The sequence below is a fragment of the uncultured Mailhella sp. genome (assembly GCF_963931295.1).
In the GTDB taxonomy this organism is placed as follows: Bacteria; Desulfobacterota; Desulfovibrionia; order Desulfovibrionales; family Desulfovibrionaceae; genus Mailhella.
In genome coordinates, this window is record NZ_OZ007001.1 from 2,677,908 (window position 1) to 2,695,904 (window position 17,997).

Consider the following 17,997-nt stretch of genomic DNA (forward strand, 5'->3'; position numbering starts at 1 on the left):
GTTAGAGTCCGACGGTGACCATGACCAGCGGCAGGCCGAGGCAGAGCATGCAGATGATGGCCGCCACGCAGCCGAAGATGCCGGCCTTGAAGGCTCTGCGCATGCCCACCCATGCGCCGTTGGCGAAGGAAAGGGCGCCCACCGTGGAAGCGGCCGGGGTGGCGTAGGCTGCGCCAGCCGCCAGAAGCATGAGTACGGTGAAGCCTGAGGGATTGATGCCCGTGCTCTGGCCGAGGTTCCAGATGAGGGGAACCGCGATGAGCACGATGGTGACGTTGTGCGTGAACTGCGTCATGATGTTGATGAAGATCATGAAGCCGGCGAGGAATATGAGGATGTTGCCGTCGCCCACGAAGCTGCTGAGAATGTCGGTGAGCACTCTGCTCAGACCTGCGCCGTCGCTGCTCAGGGCCGAGGAAACGGGAATGGAGGCGGCCAGCATCCAGATGACGTTCCAGTTGATGCCGGAAGCGCAGTCGTGAAAGTCGAACACGGGTTCGCCGTCCACGCGCAGGAAGGAGAGCACGCCGAGAATGACCACCATGGCCACCACCATGTTGAACTTGCCGAAGAAATTCGCCGTGGCGGAACCGGCGGGCAGGATGTTGGGCAGAAACATGACGAGGAGGAACACGACAAGGGCGGTGGCGGCGACGCGCTGCTTGTTGTCTATGCGTATCTGCGAGCTGATGCGGTCGAGGTATTCCGGCGTGAGATGGGAAAGGCGGGCGATGTCCGGGCGGAAAATGAAGCGCACGATGAGCGTGTAGAGCAGCAGCGTGGCGATGCACACCGGCATGGCGATGGCGATGAGGGTGATGTTGTTGATGACGGCCGTTCCGCCGGACACGTCGGAAAGGGCGCTGATGCCCATGAGGTTCTGTCCGGCCCAGGGCTTGCAGGCAAAGGAGAGCACGCCGGCCATGTACACGCCTGCGAGCAGATAGGCGGGATAGTCGTCGCCCTGCTTCATGTCGATGTCGTGGAACATGGAATAGAGAATGCCGGCAATGAGGAAGGCTGCGGGAACGCCGTCCACGAGAAAGCCGATGATGAGCGTGCCCGTGAGCACGCTGGCCGTGAAGATCCACGGATGCCCGGCGAACACGCGGCGGCTCAGGCACCACTTGGCCATGACGTTGTTGATGCCGCTCTTGTCGCAGTAGGTGGTGAAGGCCAGCACGAACATGGTGAACAGCACGGCGGGGCTGCTGAAGGCGCTGCCGATGATCTTGCCGGGCTCGGCGTACCCGGTGAAGCCGAGCGCCACGAGACAGATCATGCTGGGCCAGGCGAAGCCTATGAAGGTCCACCCGTAGAGCATGCCGAAGAAGACGCCGAGAATGTTCATGCCCATGGGGGTAATGCCGACGGGCGGCAGAAATCCGATGCCGAAGTTGAGAAGAAAGAAAATGACGATATGCAGGATATGCCTGCTGTCAACGGCGGAAGGCTGTGTCATGGCGTTTCTCCTGAAAGTTGTCTGAGGGAGCCTGCGGCTCCTTTCACCATACCGTCATACAGAATGCGGACTCTTGTGTATAATTTCTTTTTTTTATAAGCTGGTTATAAATTTTTTTATAGTACGTTTCGTCGGAGTCTCATGCGTCTCGAGCAGCTTCAATATTTTGTTCAGGTAGTAGAATCGCACTCGTTCAACAAGGCGTCGCAGAAGCTCAACATCACGCAGCCTGCGCTTACCAATGCTGTTCGGGCGCTGGAAGAGGAGCTCGGCGTGCAGCTTCTGGTGCGCAGTCACCGAGGCTGCGTTCCCACGGCGTGGGGAGTGCGCATTTACGAGGACTGCAAGAGTCTGCTGGCCGAGCTTTCGGCGAAGATGGCTTCCTGGAAAAGGCTCAATGCCGGCAGCAGCGAGCCTGTGCTTGTTCCTGTGGTGGCCATTCCCTCGGCCTGCAACTATCTGACGGAGCACGTCTTCTCCCAGATGAAGCCGGAGTTTCCGCTGGTGGACATCGTGCTTCACGAGGCCACGGTGTACGATTTGTATTCCTTTTTGCAGCAGGGCAAGGCGCATGTGGGGGTGACGGCCTTTTCGGAAGGCGAGGCCGAAAAGCTGGTGGCGCAGTACAGGGACATGGGCTTTCGCTGCGAGAGTCTCATGGAGGATGAATACTACATGTTCCTTTCCAGCAGTCATCCGCTGGCGGGAAAGGAGAGCCTCACGGTGGAGGACTGCGCCTCGCTGACCCTGGCCACGTATTCCAATCAGATGCTGAAACGCAATCAGCTTTTTCAGAAGAAGATATACGACGTCGTGGGCATCAGGCGCTACGCCTACGTCAACAGCCGGGAAAACATCATGCAGATGGTGGCGCAGAACAAGGCCGCGGGATGTTTTCTGCACAGAATGTCGGCCTACAGCTGGTACGTCGCCAACGGACTCATCCGGGCCATTCCCGTTGAGGGGATGCATCTCATGCCGTCGCGCCATTATCTGATAAGCCTTGAGGACGAGGCGCTCAGTCCGGAAGAGCGGCAGGTGACGGACTTCATTCGCCGGCGTTACAATGATCAGCCTTGACGGATCAACGGCCTCGGGCCATAGTGATATTTTGCAGAAAAGTGTTTCGGCCGTTGCGCAAGAGGTGGGAATATGGAGCACACGGAAGTCGGCGTCATCATTCTGACGTACAATGACTGGAAAAATACGCTGGAATGTCTTGCCTGCGTGCATGCCCAGAGCGGATTGCCCCGTCGTATCGTGGTGTGCGACAACGGTTCCGACAACGAGGTGGCCGACCGCATTCTTGAGGAATGGAGCGCGCTGGCCGCCCGGGACGGTCTGCCCGAACCGGTGGAGGCATACGGCGCGGACACGTCGGCCGCGCCGCTGGTGCTGCTTCGCCGGGAAGAGCCGGAGAGCATAGGCGGCGCCATGAATGCGGGCATGCGCTTTCTTCTCTACGACAGGGACTGTCATGCCTTCTGGCTGCTGCGCAACGACGCGCGTCCGGAATCGTTTGCGCTGGCGGCGCTCTTGCGACATCTGGAGGAAGACGGACTCAGTCAGCCCATCGGCATGGTGGGCTCCACGCAGCTCGTCAAGGATTCGGACGTGCTGGAATGTGCGGCGGGCGGCCGCTGGAGCCGCTGGACCGGCGATCAGATTCCGCTGGACAAGGGGCTGGAACGTCACGGCCTTTCCGACAGAAAGGAGATTGCGGCCCGTCTGGACTACGTTTCCGACGCCTCGTGCCTCATCACCCGGGCCATGGCGGAGGACATCGGACTTTTCGACGAGCGCTTCAGCGGCTTTTATGAGGATGTGGAATACGGACTTCGGGCCAGAAAGGCGGGATACGCGCTGAACTGGGCCCCGGGAGCTCTGGTGCGGCGCATGGACTGTTCCACCGCGGGCCTGACGCCGTTTCTGAGCGTGACCGACGATCCGGAACTTGCGCCTCGCGACGACATGAATTTCATACGCGCGCGTTTTTATCTTCTGCGGCGGGCGCATCCGTTTGCGCTGCCGTTCATGCTTCTGGCGCTGCCGTTTTCGTGGCGCACGTTCCGTTCCCGCAGAGGGCGTTTTTTCATGGTCATGCGCGCGGCGCTGGACGGCGCGGCAGGGCGCATGCGTCAGGAAGGCTGACCGGTCGTCGGAAACGATGCAGTCTCTTTGATGAAGACAAAAAAAGCCCCCGTCCGTGCGTCGGACGGGGGCTTTTTGTCGGTGGAAATTTAGTTTTTGCCTTCCATTTCCATGCGGTACTGCGCCACGTCGTCAACGGTGGCGAGCGGCATGTTGTGGGCGCGGGCGAAGTCGGCCACTTCGGGCAGGCGGGCCATGGTGCCGTTTTCGAGCGTGAGCTCGCACAGCACGCCCGCAGGCGCGAGGCCGGCCATGCGGCACAGATCCACGGTCACTTCGGTGTGTCCGCGGCGTTCCAGCACTCCGTTGGGCTTGGCGCGCAGGGGGAACACGTGGCCGGGGCGGTTCAGATCTTCGGGCTTGGCGTCGGGAGCGATGGCGGCCTTGATCGTGGTGACGCGGTCGGCGGCGGAAACGCCGGTGGTGACGCCCTTTGCGGCTTCGATGGTCACGGTGAAGGCCGTGTGGTTCTTGTTGGTGTTGTGCTGCACCATGGGGGGCAGATCAAGGGCGTTGGCCTTCTCGTCGGTGAGGCAGAGGCAGACGATGCCGCTGCATTCGCGGATGAGCAGGGCCATCTGCGCGGGCGTGAGCGTTTCGGCGGCGTAGATGAGATCGCCTTCGTTTTCGCGGTCTTCGTCATCGACGATGAGCACGCCGTTGCCGCTTTTGAGCGAGGCTATGGCGCGTTCGACGCGTTCACGGGGAGTTCCGAAGGCTTCAAGGATGGAAAGCTGACGCATGACAAACTCCTTTTTGGAGAATATCCGGCATCAGGGCGGCATAAGGCGCTGGGAGAGAGGAGAGGGGGTGCCTCCGCAAGGAGGCCTGGGATCCATTCTCTTTCGTCCGGACTGTTACCGTCGGCTCCGGATTTTCACCGGATCTGCGCATCTTCCCATGAAGATTTGCCCGCGGGCTTCCGACCGAGGCCGGATCACCGCCGGTGGGGACTTTCACCCCGCCCTGAGAAATATGGGCTTATTTTTAATGCGTTTCCGCATGCTGTCAAGAGCCGTCTTGTTTTTTTGTGCGTTCCGGGAAGAGAAGGGGAGGGCGAGTCGGCGCGCGGGGCGGATGCGGCGTTGACAGAGCCGCCCAAGCCTGAGAGAATGCCTGCTTGCCCGTGTTCCGGCCCCTTCCGACGGGCAAGGATTTTTATCATTCAGCGCCGCTATCGGCAGGAGCAATACAGTGATGACCATTGACGAACAGGTGAAGATCATACGTCGCGGCATTGTGGACCTTGTGAGCGAAGAGGATCTTCGCAAAAAACTGGCCCGTGACAAGCCTTTGAACATCAAGGTCGGCTTCGACCCCACTGCGCCCGACCTGCACCTCGGGCATACCGTGGTCATCCACAAGATGCGTCAGTTCCAGGAACTCGGCCACAACGTCACCTTCCTCATCGGCGACTTCACCGGCCGCATCGGCGATCCTTCCGGCAAGTCCAAGATGCGTCCTCCGCTCACGGAAGAGGAAGTGAAGAAGAACGCCGAAACCTACAAGGAACAGGTGTTCAAGATTCTCGATCCTGAAAAGACGACCGTGGCCTTCAACTCCGAATGGGGCGACAAGCTCACCCCCGCCGATTTTCTGCGCCTCATGTCCAACTGCACCGTGGCCCGCATGATGGAGCGCGACGACTTTGCCAAGCGCTACCGCGAAAACACGCCCATCGCCATTCATGAATTCATGTATCCGCTGCTGCAGGCCTACGACTCCGTCATGCTGCGCACCGACGTGGAAATGGGCGGCACCGATCAGATCTTCAACCTTCTCATGGGGCGCACCCTTCAGGGCCACTACGGCATAGAAGCTCAGTGCGCGCTCACCATGCCTCTGCTGGTGGGCCTGGACGGCGAACGCAAGATGTCCAAGTCCTACGGCAACTACATAGGCGTCATGGAAGCGCCCGCCGATCAGTTCGGCAAGGCCATGTCCATTTCCGACGACCTCATGTGGAACTGGTACGAGCTCATTTCCGTGAAGTCGCTGGAAGAAATCGCCGACATGAAGGCCCGCGTGCAGGCCGGTACGCTGCATCCCAAGCTGGTGAAGGAAGAGCTCGCCATGGAAATCGTGGCCCGCTATCACGGCGAGGAAGCGGCCCGCGCCGCCCGCGAAGGCTTCAACAACGTGTTCGGCAAGGGCGGCATTCCTGAAGACGCCATCACCTGGAGCGTCAATTCCGCCGAAGACGACTGCTCGCCCGTGGCCATTCTGGCCGCCACCGGACTGGTGCCTTCCCGCGGCGAGGCCAAGCGCAAGATTGCCGCCGGCTCTCTCAAGGTGAACGGTGAAAAGCTGACCGACGGCCTGAGCGCGCTGCCTGCCGGCGAATATACGCTCAAGTACGGCAAGAAGGGCTTTGTCGTGCTGACGGTGAAGTAGGCCATGATTGATCGCAAACCGGAACCTTTCGGCCGCTGCGCCGACGATCGCTGCCCCGGCCGCTGCCCGTACCGCGACCCGGAACTCATGACGCCCGAAGGCCGCGCCGCGCTGCTTGCCGACCGCCGTCCGGCCGAAGGCGAGCCCTGGCCCGCCAAGGTGGTGCATGTGACGTGCCAGCCGGAAGAGACGCAGGTGGACGTGCCCCGCGTGAAGGCCAAGAACGTGGGCATTCTGCTGCATACTCTGGGACTGCGGCAGGGAACCGCCATCGTGGCCTGCGGAGACACGCTGCTCACGCCCGACACGCCGCTGTACCCCAATCAGCGCGTGCTGGTCAGAAAGGTCATGAGCAGCGGCTGATGCATCTGGCCGCCGCTGCCCAGGCGGAGCTTCGTCGAGTCGCGCGTCCTTGGCGGCGCGCTGTCCGCCGGGCGTGCCTTTATCCTTAATTAATGACGGCGTTCCTTCGTCCGTCTTCGATTCCCGGATTCGGGACGGAGGCGGGGAAGGAACGCCGATGTTTTTCCGGCTTTTTTCGAGCGTCATGACCGGTCGGAAACGGCTTTGCCTGTCAGGCGGTCCGTCCGTGCGGAATCTTCGTGCGGCCGGGCCGCTTTTTTATTTGAGAATCGGGCGTCTTTTTTCATCATCCCGGAGCGGAGAGTCCGTCCGTTTTTCTGATTTCTGCCGTGGTGCGGGGAATGGGGCGTCCGGCTCGCGGGCGCGTCGAGGCGTGAACCTTGGCAGCCGCATGCGTCAGTACTGCCCGGCATATTCCGGCCATGGCGTTCCCCCACGCCTTTGCCTGAGAAGAATGAAGCGCTGCTTTTCGTTTGTTCGGCGTTCCCGCCGCGGTCTTCGTCCGTGAAGATTTCCGAACGCTCGGGCGGCCTGCCGGGCGTTTTTCCCCGACCGCGCGGAGCTCAAAAATCTGCTTTCTTCCCGTTCGACGGAGCGAAAAAAGCTGCGTTCCGCCCCCGGCGTCTTTCTGTGAAAAAACAGCACATTTTTGCCGGACGAGTGGATGATTTATCATCCCCGGCGTCCACTTTTTTCGGCTTTCTTGCTGAAATAAGACACAATTCCCCTTGACTGCCCGGCCCTCGTGCTTATCTCAATGTCGATGCGGAAAAATGATGCATCACAGGAGACAATGATATGGGTGTGGCTTACAAGGATTACTACAAGTTGCTGGGCGTAGAGCGCTCGGCATCGAAGGATGAAATCTCCAAGGCTTACAAGAAGCTCGCCCGCAAGTATCATCCCGACCTGAATCCCGGCGACAAGAGCGCCGAAGAGAAGTTCAAGGACATCAACGAGGCCTATGAGGTCCTCAAGGACGATGAAAAGCGCCGCATGTACGACCAGCTCGGCCCGAACTGGAAAGACGGACAGCAGTTTACCGGCGGCCCCGGCTTTGAGAACTTCAACTTCAATTTCAACGGCGCGCAGGGCGGCTTCAGCGGCGTGAACAGCGACTTTTTCGAAGCGCTGTTCGGTCAGATGGGCCGCGGCGGCTTCGGCAGGCATGAGGGCGACGATCCCTTCGGCTCGTTCCAGAGCGGCTACAGCCGCCGCTCGCGGCGCGGTTCCGATGTGGAAGCCGAAATCGACATCACGCTTGAGGAGGCCCGCAGGGGCGGCACCAAGCAGGTGACGCTCACCGGCGGCGGCACGTCGACCAATCTGCAGATAACCATTCCCGCCGGCATACGCGACGGAGGCAAGCTCCGTCTGCGCGGCAAGGGCAATCCCGGCAATCCTGCCGGAGATCTGTATCTCACCGTGCGCTACGCGAAGCACCCCGTGTTCCGCGTGGACGGGCTGGATGTTGCCTGCGACGTAACGTTGCAGCCCTGGGAAGCCGTGTTCGGAACAAAAAAGCGCGTGCCCACGCTGGACGGCGACGTGGAAATGAATATTCCCGCCGGCAGTTCCAGCGGACGCCGTCTGCGTATCCGCGGACGCGGCCTTGGTCCGGCCACGGGCCGGGGCGACGAATATGTGACCGTCGCCATCAGCGTGCCCAAACCGGAAGATTTGACTGAAGAACAGCTGAAACACTGGAAGGCTCTTGCCGGACAAAAGTAAGCTGCCGGAATGATATAAGAGGTGGGATATGGCGATTAAAACTGTAACCGCGTGCTCTCCCGCAGCCTCTGCGCTGGTTGCCTGGTCCGAATTTCTGGAACAGACGGGCACGCCGGTGGAACGTGTCCGGGAACTCATGGAACTTGGCTGGCTGGAACCTGCCGGTCAGGCGACCCATGCCGTCTTCTTCCGCCGTTCCGATATTTACCGCACCAGAAAGCTGACGCGGCTGTGCGAAGATTTCGAGATGCCCTGCGTGGCAGGCACCATCATCGTGGATCTTCTGGACCGCATTGCGAATCTGGAAACGCGCCTCAGAGAGCTGGAACGCCGATAGGCTCCGGCTGGCGCAACACGTTCGGGAAGCTGCGCTCCCGAGCGGATATTTCAAGCAAATCTACGGTTCCGGCCGGGCCGGAACTGATGTCTGAAGTGTGGAGCGCCTGCGCCCTGAAAGGGCGGGACGATGAAACATTCGCCTTGCCTGACAGGCGCAAGCCCCGGTACGGGCGTTCCGCAGGGAGGAGTTTTTATGGACATGAACAAGCTTACCATGAAGGCGCAGGAGGCGCTGGGCGACGCTCAGAACATTGCCCTCATGCGCAATCATCAGGAAGTGGACGTCGAGCATCTCGCTCTTGCGCTGCTGCGTCAGAAGGACGGGCTCGTTCCCGGCATTCTCTCGCGCATGAACGCGAAGCCCGAAGTCATCGCCGCGGAGCTGGAACAGTCGCTGGACAAGCGTCCTTCCGTGACCGGTTCCGGCGTGGAGCAGCAGACCATACGCATCACGCAGCGTCTGGCCCGCGCGCTCGCTCAGGCCGATGAGCTCGCTCGTCGCCTCAAGGATGAATATATCAGCGTGGAGCACATCTTCGCTCAGCTCATTGAAGCGGGCGGAGCCATGGGCGACATCTGCCGCAAGAACGGCATCGATCAGGAAAAGTTCCTGCGCGCCACCGCGGAAGTGCGCGGCGGTCAGCGCGTGACCTCCGCCAGCCCCGAAGAAACCTACGAGGCGCTCTCCAAGTACGGACGCGATCTTGTGGAAGAGGCCGGCAAGGGCAAGCTCGACCCCGTCATCGGCCGTGATCAGGAAATCCGCCGCACGATCCGCATTCTGTCCCGCCGCACAAAGAACAACCCTGTTCTCATCGGTGAGGCCGGCGTCGGCAAGACCGCCATTGTGGAAGGTCTTGCGCATCGTATCGTGAAGGGCGACGTGCCCGAAGGCCTGAAGAACAAGAAACTCATCGCTCTGGACATGGGCGCGCTCATTGCGGGCGCGAAGTACCGCGGCGAATTTGAGGAACGTCTGAAGGCCGTGCTCAACGAAGTGCAGCGCGCGGAAGGCCGCATCATTCTGTTCATCGATGAACTGCACACCATTGTGGGCGCAGGCAAGACCGACGGCGCCATGGACGCGAGCAACCTGCTCAAGCCCATGCTGGCCCGCGGCGAACTGCACTGCATAGGCGCGACCACCATCGACGAGTACCGCAAGTACATTGAAAAGGATCCGGCTCTGGAACGTCGTTTCCAGCCCGTGCTGGTGGACGAGCCCAATACCGAAGACGCCATTTCCATTCTGCGCGGTCTGAAAGAACGCTTTGAAGTGCATCACGGCGTGCGCATCAGCGACTCCGCCATCGTGGAAGCCGTGGTGCTTTCGCAGCGCTACATTTCCGACCGTCAGCTGCCGGACAAGGCCATCGACATCATTGATGAAGCCGCGGCCATGATCCGCACGGAAATCGATTCGCTGCCTTCCGAGCTCGATGAAATCAACCGCAAGGTCATGCAGCTCGAAATCGAGCGCGAAGCCCTGCGCCGCGAAACCGACGACGCTTCCCGCGAGCGTCTGCAGAAGCTGGAAAACGAGCTCGCCGATCTGCGCGGCACGCAGACCACGCTGCGCACCCGCTGGGAAGAGGAAAAGAAGGTCATCAACGGCGTGCGCAAGCTCAAGGAACAGATTGAGCAGACCCGTCATCAGATTGAAGAGGCGGAACGCTCCTACGATCTGGCCAAGGCTTCGCAGCTGAAGTACGCCACGCTCCCCGAGCTTGAAAAGCAGCTCAAGGAGACCGAAGCGAAGGCCGCTGCTCAGAGCGACGGCAAGGAAACCCGCCTGCTCCGCGAGGAAGTGGGCCCGGACGACGTGGCCGACATTGTGGCCCGCTGGACCGGCATTCCGGTGACGCGTCTTTTGCAGTCGGAACGCGAAAAGCTGCTGGAGCTGCCTGCGCGTCTGCATGAACGCGTGATCGGTCAGGACGAGGCCGTGCAGGCCGTGTCCGATGCGGTGCTGAGAGCCCGCGCCGGTCTTTCCGACCCGCATCGCCCCTTGGGCTCCTTCATCTTCCTCGGCCCCACCGGCGTGGGCAAGACCGAACTGTGCAAGGCGCTGGCCGAAGCCCTGTTCGACACTGAGGACAACATGGTTCGTCTCGACATGAGCGAATACATGGAGAAGTTCTCGGTTTCCCGCCTCATCGGTTCGCCGCCAGGATATGTCGGTTATGAGGAAGGAGGTCAGCTCACCGAGGCCGTGCGCCGCAAGCCCTACAGCGTGGTGCTTTTCGATGAAGTGGAAAAGGCGCATCCCGACGTGTTCAACACGCTGCTTCAGCTTCTGGACGACGGTCGTCTGACCGACAGCCAGGGCCGCACCGTGGACTTCCGCAACACCATCATCATCATGACGTCCAACATCGGTTCTCCCATCATGCTGGACGGCATCGACGAGAAGGGCGAATTCAAGCCCGGCGTGCGCGACGCGGTGATGAACGAACTCAAGAAGTTCTTCCGTCCTGAGTTCCTGAACCGTGTGGATGAAACCGTGATGTTCTATCCGCTGCGCGCGGATCAGATCGGCTCCATCGTGGATCTGCAGATCAAGAGCCTGCAGAAGAGACTCGACGAGCGCAAGATCACGCTGGAACTTTCCGACGAAGCCCGCAGCTTCATTGCCGAATCGGCCTACGACCCCGCCTACGGCGCGCGTCCGCTCAAGCGCTGGATTCAGCATAACCTGGAAACCAGGCTCGCCCGTGCGGTCATCAGCGGCGAAATCCGCGACGGCTGGAAGGTGCGCGTTGTGGTTGACAAGAATGAAGACGGCGGCACCCTGAGATTCGAGAGAGTGGAAGGGTAAGGCCTGATTGAATCATAGCCGCTCCGGCAACGGAGCGGCGGCAGAGAGCCTGCCATGTCGATTATCGGCATGACGGGCTCTTTTTTTATGCCCTGAGTGCGGCGAGATGTAGCGGAGAGCTTGGGATAAAATGAGAGTAGTTTGAATAACACAGTAAAATTATAATATTATTTTGATAATCGGGCGAGGCTGTCGAAACGCGCTCGGCCTGGAGAGGCCTTCCGGTACGGCGGTCGGTCAAGGGAAGCGTTGCACGGCTTGCCGCCGAAGTTGCCGCGGCGGATTAGACAGCGCCGCCCTGAGCGCGGACGTTCGGCGTAGAAGATCAAGACGGCGGGGCCATGATTTTTGACAAAATTTTTGACGAAACCGGGCGGCGACGGCAGGCAGAATAAAAAAATTTTTGCGGAAAAACTTTGATTTTAACATCTCGTTAACAGAAAAATATCGTTTCCTTTCAATTTGGGGTGCCAAGGTCGTCTCATGGAAAAAGAGGGATTTTCCATAACGGTGTTACAAACCAATTTTTTCAAAGGAATGACTACAATGAAAAAGCTTACTACGCTTCTTCTGGCTGCCGGCCTCGTTTTTGCCGCGTCTGCCCCTGCTTCCGCTGTTGATCTTAAGATGGACGGCCAGTATCTGTTCAACTTCGTTACCGGCGAACGCGTCGGCACCGGCCAGAACTTCGATCAGGCTGGTCAGCGTCTGCGTCTCGGCATGACCCTTACCGCCAATGAAAACCTGTCCGGCTACTTCCAGGTTCAGGTCGGCACCGGCGTTGACAGCACCACCACCTACGACTGGGGCTCCGATACTTCCGGCAACAGCACCAAGGTCGGCATGCGTCAGGCTTACATTGACTGGGTGATCCCCCAGACTGTCGTGAAGGTTCGCATGGGCCGTCAGCTCGTTGGTCTGCCTGAAGACGCCTTCGGCAAGAACGCCATCATGCATCCCGGCTGGCAGGGCCGCGACGGTATCGTCGTGACCGCTCCTGTGACCGACTGGCTCGACCTTACCGCCTTCTGGCTGCGCGGTGCCTACGACAGCATCAACACCTACGACACCGACCAGTCCAACAAGTCCGACTTCTTCGCCGCTACGGCCGCCTTCAAGTTCGACGGCTTCTCCTTCACTCCTTATGTGATGTACGCTTCTCTCGACGCTTCCGACGGCGTGTGGAACGATTCCGCTTCCATGGATGAAGATGGTACAATCACTTGGCCTGGCTACGGCGCTGGCAACGAGCTGAGCACTCCCGACGGCACCAAGATTCTTGCTGACGGCAATGCCTTCTGGGCCGGCACCAACTTCGTGATGAGCTACTTCGATCCCTTCGTGCTGAAGGTCTCCGGCGCTTACGGCATGGTTAGTTATGACGCTGCCAGCAACGGCACCAACTATCAGGACCGCAGCGGCTGGTATGTGCAGGCCAAGGCTTCCTACAAGACCGCCTACGGCACCCCGATCTTCGGCGGCTGGTACGGCTCCGGTGACGACAGCGACGCCACCTACAAGGGCCAGGGCTGGATTCCTGCCTGGGCCGGCCGTTTCCATCCCACCTTCGGTTACTCCGCTGGTGAATTCGGCCTGTTCGACACCACCGTGCGTCACAACATCTCCGGCACCTGGGGCCTCCAGGCCGGTATCGAAGACGTCAGCTTCCTGCAGGATCTGACCCACAAGTTCACCGTCACCTGGTTCCAGGGCACCAACGATGACAATCTGGCTGCCAAGGAGAACCCCTACAAGTACATGACCAGCAGCGACAACGTTGTTGAATTCAACCTGGCCAGCACCTACCAGATCTACAAGAACCTGAGCGCCTGCCTCGAACTCGCCTACATGATCACCGACTACAGCGACGGCGATCACGCCACCTGGGCTGCGAACAACGAGACTGACAAGGACGGCTGGAGCACCGCTCTTACCTTCCAGTACCTGTTCTAATACGCTTTCGGCGTATAGGACATGAACAAGGTGTCCAAATGAATAAAACGGGAAAGGCCATTGTGACCTTTCCCGTTTTTTGAATTAATGACGCTTGTGAATATTCTCTATTATATGAATATGTTGGATAAAAATAGCGAGTATCTGTCCAAAAGCTGGACAATGGCGGAAAATGCGACGCAAGGCGTTTTGTCCACCATGGCATGGACGCCTGTTAAAATAGTTAATTATCTGCTGGGGAAAGTGAATCATACTGTGAGAATATCCACGGCATGGCGTTTAACGCGCATGGCCTGCTTCGGCAAAGCCTTTACAGGTGCGACGAAGGGGAGTTTATGGGGCATGGCAACGCCTTTATCATTATAGCTTATTGAAAAAACAGGAAAATATCAAACGATAGAAGGCGCGTCGTTGTGTCGTTCCGGAGCAGTCCAGGGAATGACATGACGCATGTCTCCGGTGACCTCCCGCCGTTGCAGTTCGGAAGAGCAGTCCGTGTCCGGCGGCGTCGTTCATGAACATTATTTACAAAGAGGTCCTGAACGCGTGGAATCGTTACTGTCAGAAAAAGGGCTTCGCCTGCTTCTCGTCACGGAAGATGAACAGTTTGCACAAACGCTGTATAAATACCTCACGCCGCTCGGCTACAATATGGATATGGCTTCCAGCGGCACGGCCGGATGGAAGAGAGCTTCTTCCAGCACCTACGACGCGCTTCTTATCGACATAGCGCTTTCCGGCATGGACGGCCTGACGCTGTGCCGTCCTCTTCGCGATGAAGTGGGGCTGGAAACGCCCATTCTTATGTTTATGGATGGAGAATCCTTGGAGGCCAAAGTGCTTGGCCTGAACTGGGGCGCAGACGTATTCATCAACAAAGCTGCCGACATGCGAGAATTTGAGGCGGTCGTGCGCGCCCTGGTGCGGCGCATTGGCGCTCGTCAGGGATCCCGCACGCTGAGCTGGGCCGGGCTGGAACTGGATCCGCACATGCATACGGTCACCTGCGAGGGCGTTCCCCTCACGCTCAGGCCCACGGCCTTCACCATTCTGGCGAGGCTCATGCGTCAGGCTCCCGGCGTCGTGTCCCGGAAGGATCTGGAATATGAAATTTACGGAGACTTTCCGCCGGACAGCGATTCGCTGCGTACGCATATTCATTCTCTGCGCAGGGCGCTGCAGGCGGCGGGAAGGCCGATTCTGAAAACCGTGACGCACGTGGGCTTCCGTCTGACGCCGTGGCCGCCTGCCGAAGCGTCGGCCCTTGCCTCGCAGCAATGACGCGCGGGCATGTCGGCGTTCGAGTGCGGTTCGGCCGCGGCGCAACGCCTGTCTGTCCGCTCTGGAGCGTCAATGACTGCGCCGCGCCTGAGCTGTTTCTGGTCAGGCGCGGCGTTCGTTTCTTGAAGCGGGACTAGTTGTGTTCTTTTTTGCAGGACGTTTTGCCGCGCAGCTGGTACCTGGTATCGAATGCGGAGCAGTGGCGGGCAATGGTGTTGATGTAGTCCTCGTAGTTGTCCAGGTAGAAGGAGAGGGCGCGGGAGAAGTTCAGGCCGAGCATGCCGTCCACAAAGAGCTGGCAGACTTCCTGAACGTTGAGCAGAATGCCCTGAAAACGGGCCAGAACAATGCGTTCCTCTCTTGTCATGCCGCGCAGAAGCGCAAGCAGCGTCTGCTGGGCGCAGGGCTGATAGTACCAGAAATACATGAGGTCCAGCGCGTTGATGATGCTTTCCACCTGCAGGGCGCGGGCCTTTTCCTGACTCGTGAAGCGTATGAATTCTCTGGGCTGGGCCAGAAGGGCAAGCATGTCCTTGTCGGGGAAGGCGAGTTCGAGTCTGGTGTAGCAGTCGAACAGGTGTCTGAGCTTGGTTTGATAATCCCATCCGCGCAGGCGGTAGTTGTTGCGCCTGTCAGCCACGGATTCGATGATGCCCGCCACGGTGTCGGAAGCGAACTTGGAGACGATGGCCGCCGCGGGAATGAGTATTTGCTCCGGAGGCATGCTGATGATGAGCGGAAAGAGCGTATAGAGCACGGAGTTGTAGAGCATGGCCACGGGAATGGCCAGCACGTTCCGGAAAAAGTTGCCGACGACCGCGGTTCGCGGGAATCCTCGATAGATGTTGTGCGAGGAAATGTAGATGCCGTTTGCCAGCGCGATGATGGAAAAAACGAGCAGCGGGGCGTTTTCCACGGTAATGCCGAGCACGCGGCTGAGCAGCAGGTTTCGCGTGAGGCCTTCCAGCAGAATGACGGAAATGCCCGTGTACATGAGCGAGTCGCACACGCGCGACCAGTTCACGAATTTTTTCCATGAAAGCAGCATGTTTTTGCGCACGCCGCCGCCTGCGATGACAGCCTGAATGACGTTGCGCACGCCGGTGATGCCGAACCAGATGGGCGCGCCGAACCAGGCGAGCACCCACCATTCCTGCGTGTTCAGGAAGGTAAGCAGTGCGGGAATGAAGCCCAGCAGCACCTTGAGTACGTTGGACATGGTGGTGTTGAGGTAGGCTCTGCCTCCTCTTTCCTCGTCGTGGACGAGCGCCTGCGTTCCCGGTTCGGGCACGAGGCTGTTGGATTTTTCCACGGTGATGCCGCCCATGGTGATGATGTTGCCCGGCTGTTCTATGCGCACGTTTTCATAGAGGGGCTCCCATTCTCTGGTGCGGTTCATGCCGCATTTGAGAAAGCTCATGCGGCGGCGCAGCCAGGTAAGCAGCGGCGAGGGGTGACCGCTCGGCAGGTATTCCACCCGGTAGCCGAGCTGAAGGCGCATGGGCAGGGTGACAGAACTTATGTATTTGTTGCCTTTCAGGCGCTTGCGGGCGGAGCCGGGCAGGGTTTCGGGCACGGCCAGCCCCATGCCGTAGCGGTTGCCGAGGTGACTGGTGGAATCCGTGCCCATGTGGCTGGCAAGGGGCGCGTAGCGGTACAGGGCCTGAAGGGCCGGAATATCGGCCAGAATGGCGCGGAATTTTTCGCATCGGGTCTGCGAATCCGGCGAGCAGTCGCAGTCGAAGTTCCGCAGCATGCCGCGCAGAATTTTCTTGAGGCGCATGACGTCGCCCGTGTTGATGGCGACTTGGAGATCGTTGATTTCCTTGAGATGGGGCAGGTTGCCGTCGTGCCACTCCTTGACGTTGAACAGCTCCAGATGCGTGATGAACCCCTGACCGTCCCAGAGAATTTCCAGCACGTCTTCGGCGGTGAGCCCGGCGAGCTGCAGGGTGATGCGGTAGCCGCTGCGCAGCGAACTCAGGTGTTCGAGAAGCTGCGGCACGCTGAGGCGCAGAAGTTCCGGGCGTTCGTCGTCGGGCGAGGAGGGTGGATCTTCGGGCGAGGGCAGTTCGGGATTGCAGGAAGGCGCCAGACAGCTGTCGTGAATGACGGAAGGGGTAAAGGCGTCCATACGGCGCATGCGCCTGAGAATTTCTTCTCTGCGGGCGTCGCTTGCCTCCTCAAGTTCCATGGAGAGATCGGCGATTTTGGTCTTGAACTTCGGCAGCAGCGCCTTGTGAACGAATTCCGCGAGATGCAGCAGCGAAGGCTGTCCGTTGCCCACAAAGGCGAGAAACGCGTCGGGGTCCAGCGTTGTGACGGGAATGCCGAGATCCCGCGTGAGCGCGTGAGCGTGTTTTTTGTTCCACAGATCCAGCGTGGCCATGACGTGATCCCGAATCCAGGCCGAGGCCATGCGGCCTTCGCTCATGAAGGACCGCATGGCGTCTGAGGAGAGAAACTCCAGGAAGTCCTGGATGTCGGAGAATCCGCGCGGAGCCCATATGAAGTTCACGTAGCGGCCCCGGAACGCCGCGCGGAACTCAAGACCGATACGCACGGAAATGCCCATGATCGCGGCGGCGCTCAGCAGCTCGCGGGCCACTTCCAGATCCACATAGTTGTAGTACACCACGGTAAGATACCGTATGCCCTTCACCCAGGCGTCCATGATGAGGAAGGTGGCGTTTTTGCGTCCTTTGGTGTTGGAATCGTGGACGTGATGATCCATGGTGAGCTGATTCCATTCTTCCGGCATTTCCATGAGGTGATGACGGTTGAGAAATTCCCGCACGATGCGCGGATTGCCGGAAACGGCCTTGCGGAAATCGTGGATCAGCCGGAGCTGGGCGTGCTCGTCGTCCCGCGAGCGGATGATGGCCTTCATGATCTGAATGAGCACGCGGCCGGTGTTGTAGCGGAAGGTGGTCTGGGCGCTGTGCAGCACTTCGTCGTGCAACGTGCGCAGGGCGGCCAGACGATCTTCGGCAGGGCCGGACTTGGTGAGGCTGCCGAGCAGATTGATGACGGCCTGCGCCATGCGGAATTCGTGCGTGGTGGTGAGATTCAGTATGCCGTGGGGATGGAGTCGGGCATTGAATATTTTATGTTCAAGGTCGGAGGAGGGGCCGTAGTCGATGATCGTGTTGATCATCTTCATGAGCTCTCTGTCCTGCCTGTCGAAGAAGATGTCGGCCATGGAGCACCGCCGGTATTTGCTTCCCCGGGGGGAAAAGATAATTGTAACAACTTTGTCATATATACGTGCAGAAAAGCGCACTCGTCAACAATCCCGGCATATTATGACAGCTTTGTTATAATCTTGTGAAAGATGATGCTATGGAAAACAAAACATGCGGACATCGTACGGGGCCGTGACGTTGTTTTTTGCGTCGACGCAAACGGACAGGACTCATGCGAGAGAAAAGAGAAAGAGATGTGAAGAGCAGAGGTCAGGGGAATGCCTTCGGGGCAGGCGCGGCAGCTTTTCGTCTGGGGCGGG

At 59.4% G+C, this 17,997-nt stretch carries 14 protein-coding genes and 1 riboswitch; of the genes, 11 read left to right on the forward strand and 3 right to left on the reverse strand.

The features are described 5' to 3' along the window. Position 1: 1 nt before the first annotated feature. Positions 2-1,462: an SLC13 family permease gene (locus ABGT79_RS11295; protein ID WP_346666253.1), complete on the reverse strand. Its 1,461-nt coding sequence runs from the start codon at positions 1,460-1,462 to the stop codon at positions 2-4. 141 nt (positions 1,463-1,603) lie between these two features. Between ABGT79_RS11295 and ABGT79_RS11300 the strand changes: the two genes are divergently transcribed. Continuing rightward, positions 1,604-2,542, forward strand: a complete 939-nt coding sequence (locus ABGT79_RS11300; RefSeq protein ID WP_346666254.1) for a LysR family transcriptional regulator — start codon at positions 1,604-1,606, stop codon at positions 2,540-2,542. Positions 2,543-2,614: 72 nt separating this feature from the next. After that, positions 2,615-3,613, forward strand: coding sequence for a glycosyltransferase family 2 protein (locus tag ABGT79_RS11305; RefSeq protein WP_294485016.1), 999 nt, complete (start codon positions 2,615-2,617; stop codon positions 3,611-3,613). A gap of 89 nt (positions 3,614-3,702) precedes the next feature. On the opposite strand, the gene ribB is transcribed toward ABGT79_RS11305, so the two are convergent. Further along, positions 3,703-4,356: a 3,4-dihydroxy-2-butanone-4-phosphate synthase gene (gene ribB, locus ABGT79_RS11310; protein WP_346666255.1), complete on the reverse strand. Its 654-nt coding sequence runs from the start codon at positions 4,354-4,356 to the stop codon at positions 3,703-3,705. 90 nt (positions 4,357-4,446) lie between these two features. Continuing rightward, positions 4,447-4,591, reverse strand: a riboswitch (FMN riboswitch). A gap of 216 nt (positions 4,592-4,807) precedes the next feature. Between ribB and tyrS the strand changes: the two genes are divergently transcribed. The 9 genes from tyrS (at position 4,808) to ABGT79_RS11355 (ending at position 14,492) form a co-directional block, all read left to right on the forward strand. Then, positions 4,808-6,007, forward strand: a complete 1,200-nt coding sequence (gene tyrS, locus ABGT79_RS11315; RefSeq protein ID WP_346666256.1) for a tyrosine--tRNA ligase — start codon at positions 4,808-4,810, stop codon at positions 6,005-6,007. Positions 6,008-6,010: 3 nt separating this feature from the next. Further along, positions 6,011-6,370, forward strand: a complete 360-nt coding sequence (locus tag ABGT79_RS11320) for a hypothetical protein (RefSeq protein ID WP_294485021.1) — start codon at positions 6,011-6,013, stop codon at positions 6,368-6,370. Positions 6,371-6,874: 504 nt separating this feature from the next. Then, positions 6,875-7,102 carry a hypothetical protein gene (locus ABGT79_RS11325; protein WP_346666257.1) on the forward strand — a complete coding sequence of 76 codons (228 nt, stop codon included), beginning with the start codon at positions 6,875-6,877 and terminating at the stop codon, positions 7,100-7,102. Positions 7,103-7,168: 66 nt separating this feature from the next. Further along, entirely contained in the window at positions 7,169-8,101 is a 933-nt protein-coding gene (locus tag ABGT79_RS11330) for a J domain-containing protein (protein ID WP_346666258.1), read from the forward strand. 28 nt (positions 8,102-8,129) lie between these two features. Further along, entirely contained in the window at positions 8,130-8,438 is a 309-nt protein-coding gene (locus ABGT79_RS11335; RefSeq protein WP_294485026.1) for a chaperone modulator CbpM, read from the forward strand. A gap of 195 nt (positions 8,439-8,633) precedes the next feature. After that, positions 8,634-11,258 (forward strand): ATP-dependent chaperone ClpB, encoded by a 2,625-nt coding sequence (gene clpB / locus ABGT79_RS11340; RefSeq protein WP_346666259.1) that lies wholly within the window; start codon positions 8,634-8,636, stop codon positions 11,256-11,258. Between the two features lie 546 nt (positions 11,259-11,804). Beyond that, positions 11,805-13,211 carry an outer membrane homotrimeric porin gene (locus ABGT79_RS11345; protein WP_346666260.1) on the forward strand — a complete coding sequence of 469 codons (1,407 nt, stop codon included), beginning with the start codon at positions 11,805-11,807 and terminating at the stop codon, positions 13,209-13,211. A gap of 96 nt (positions 13,212-13,307) precedes the next feature. Next, complete coding sequence (locus ABGT79_RS11350) at positions 13,308-13,577, forward strand: hypothetical protein (RefSeq protein ID WP_346666261.1); 270 nt, start codon at positions 13,308-13,310, stop codon at positions 13,575-13,577. 180 nt (positions 13,578-13,757) lie between these two features. Continuing rightward, complete coding sequence (locus ABGT79_RS11355; protein ID WP_346666262.1) at positions 13,758-14,492, forward strand: response regulator transcription factor; 735 nt, start codon at positions 13,758-13,760, stop codon at positions 14,490-14,492. Positions 14,493-14,625: 133 nt separating this feature from the next. Here ABGT79_RS11355 and ABGT79_RS11360 read toward each other — a convergent pair whose 3' ends face one another. Next, positions 14,626-17,694: a hypothetical protein gene (locus ABGT79_RS11360; RefSeq protein ID WP_346666263.1), complete on the reverse strand. Its 3,069-nt coding sequence runs from the start codon at positions 17,692-17,694 to the stop codon at positions 14,626-14,628. Between the last annotated feature and the right edge of the window lie 303 nt (positions 17,695-17,997).

Coding starts and splice junctions, on each gene's coding strand:
- clpB (WP_346666259.1), top strand. CDS start 8,634: ATGGACATGAACAAGCTTACCATGAAGGCGCAGGAGGCGCTGGGCGAC.
- ABGT79_RS11300 (WP_346666254.1), top strand. CDS start 1,604: ATGCGTCTCGAGCAGCTTCAATATTTTGTTCAGGTAGTAGAATCGCAC.
- ABGT79_RS11360 (WP_346666263.1), bottom strand. CDS start 17,694: ATGGCCGACATCTTCTTCGACAGGCAGGACAGAGAGCTCATGAAGATG.
- ABGT79_RS11330 (WP_346666258.1), top strand. CDS start 7,169: ATGGGTGTGGCTTACAAGGATTACTACAAGTTGCTGGGCGTAGAGCGC.
- ABGT79_RS11320 (WP_294485021.1), top strand. CDS start 6,011: ATGATTGATCGCAAACCGGAACCTTTCGGCCGCTGCGCCGACGATCGC.
- ABGT79_RS11345 (WP_346666260.1), top strand. CDS start 11,805: ATGAAAAAGCTTACTACGCTTCTTCTGGCTGCCGGCCTCGTTTTTGCC.
- ABGT79_RS11335 (WP_294485026.1), top strand. CDS start 8,130: ATGGCGATTAAAACTGTAACCGCGTGCTCTCCCGCAGCCTCTGCGCTG.
- ribB (WP_346666255.1), bottom strand. CDS start 4,356: ATGCGTCAGCTTTCCATCCTTGAAGCCTTCGGAACTCCCCGTGAACGC.
- ABGT79_RS11295 (WP_346666253.1), bottom strand. CDS start 1,462: ATGACACAGCCTTCCGCCGTTGACAGCAGGCATATCCTGCATATCGTC.
- ABGT79_RS11305 (WP_294485016.1), top strand. CDS start 2,615: ATGGAGCACACGGAAGTCGGCGTCATCATTCTGACGTACAATGACTGG.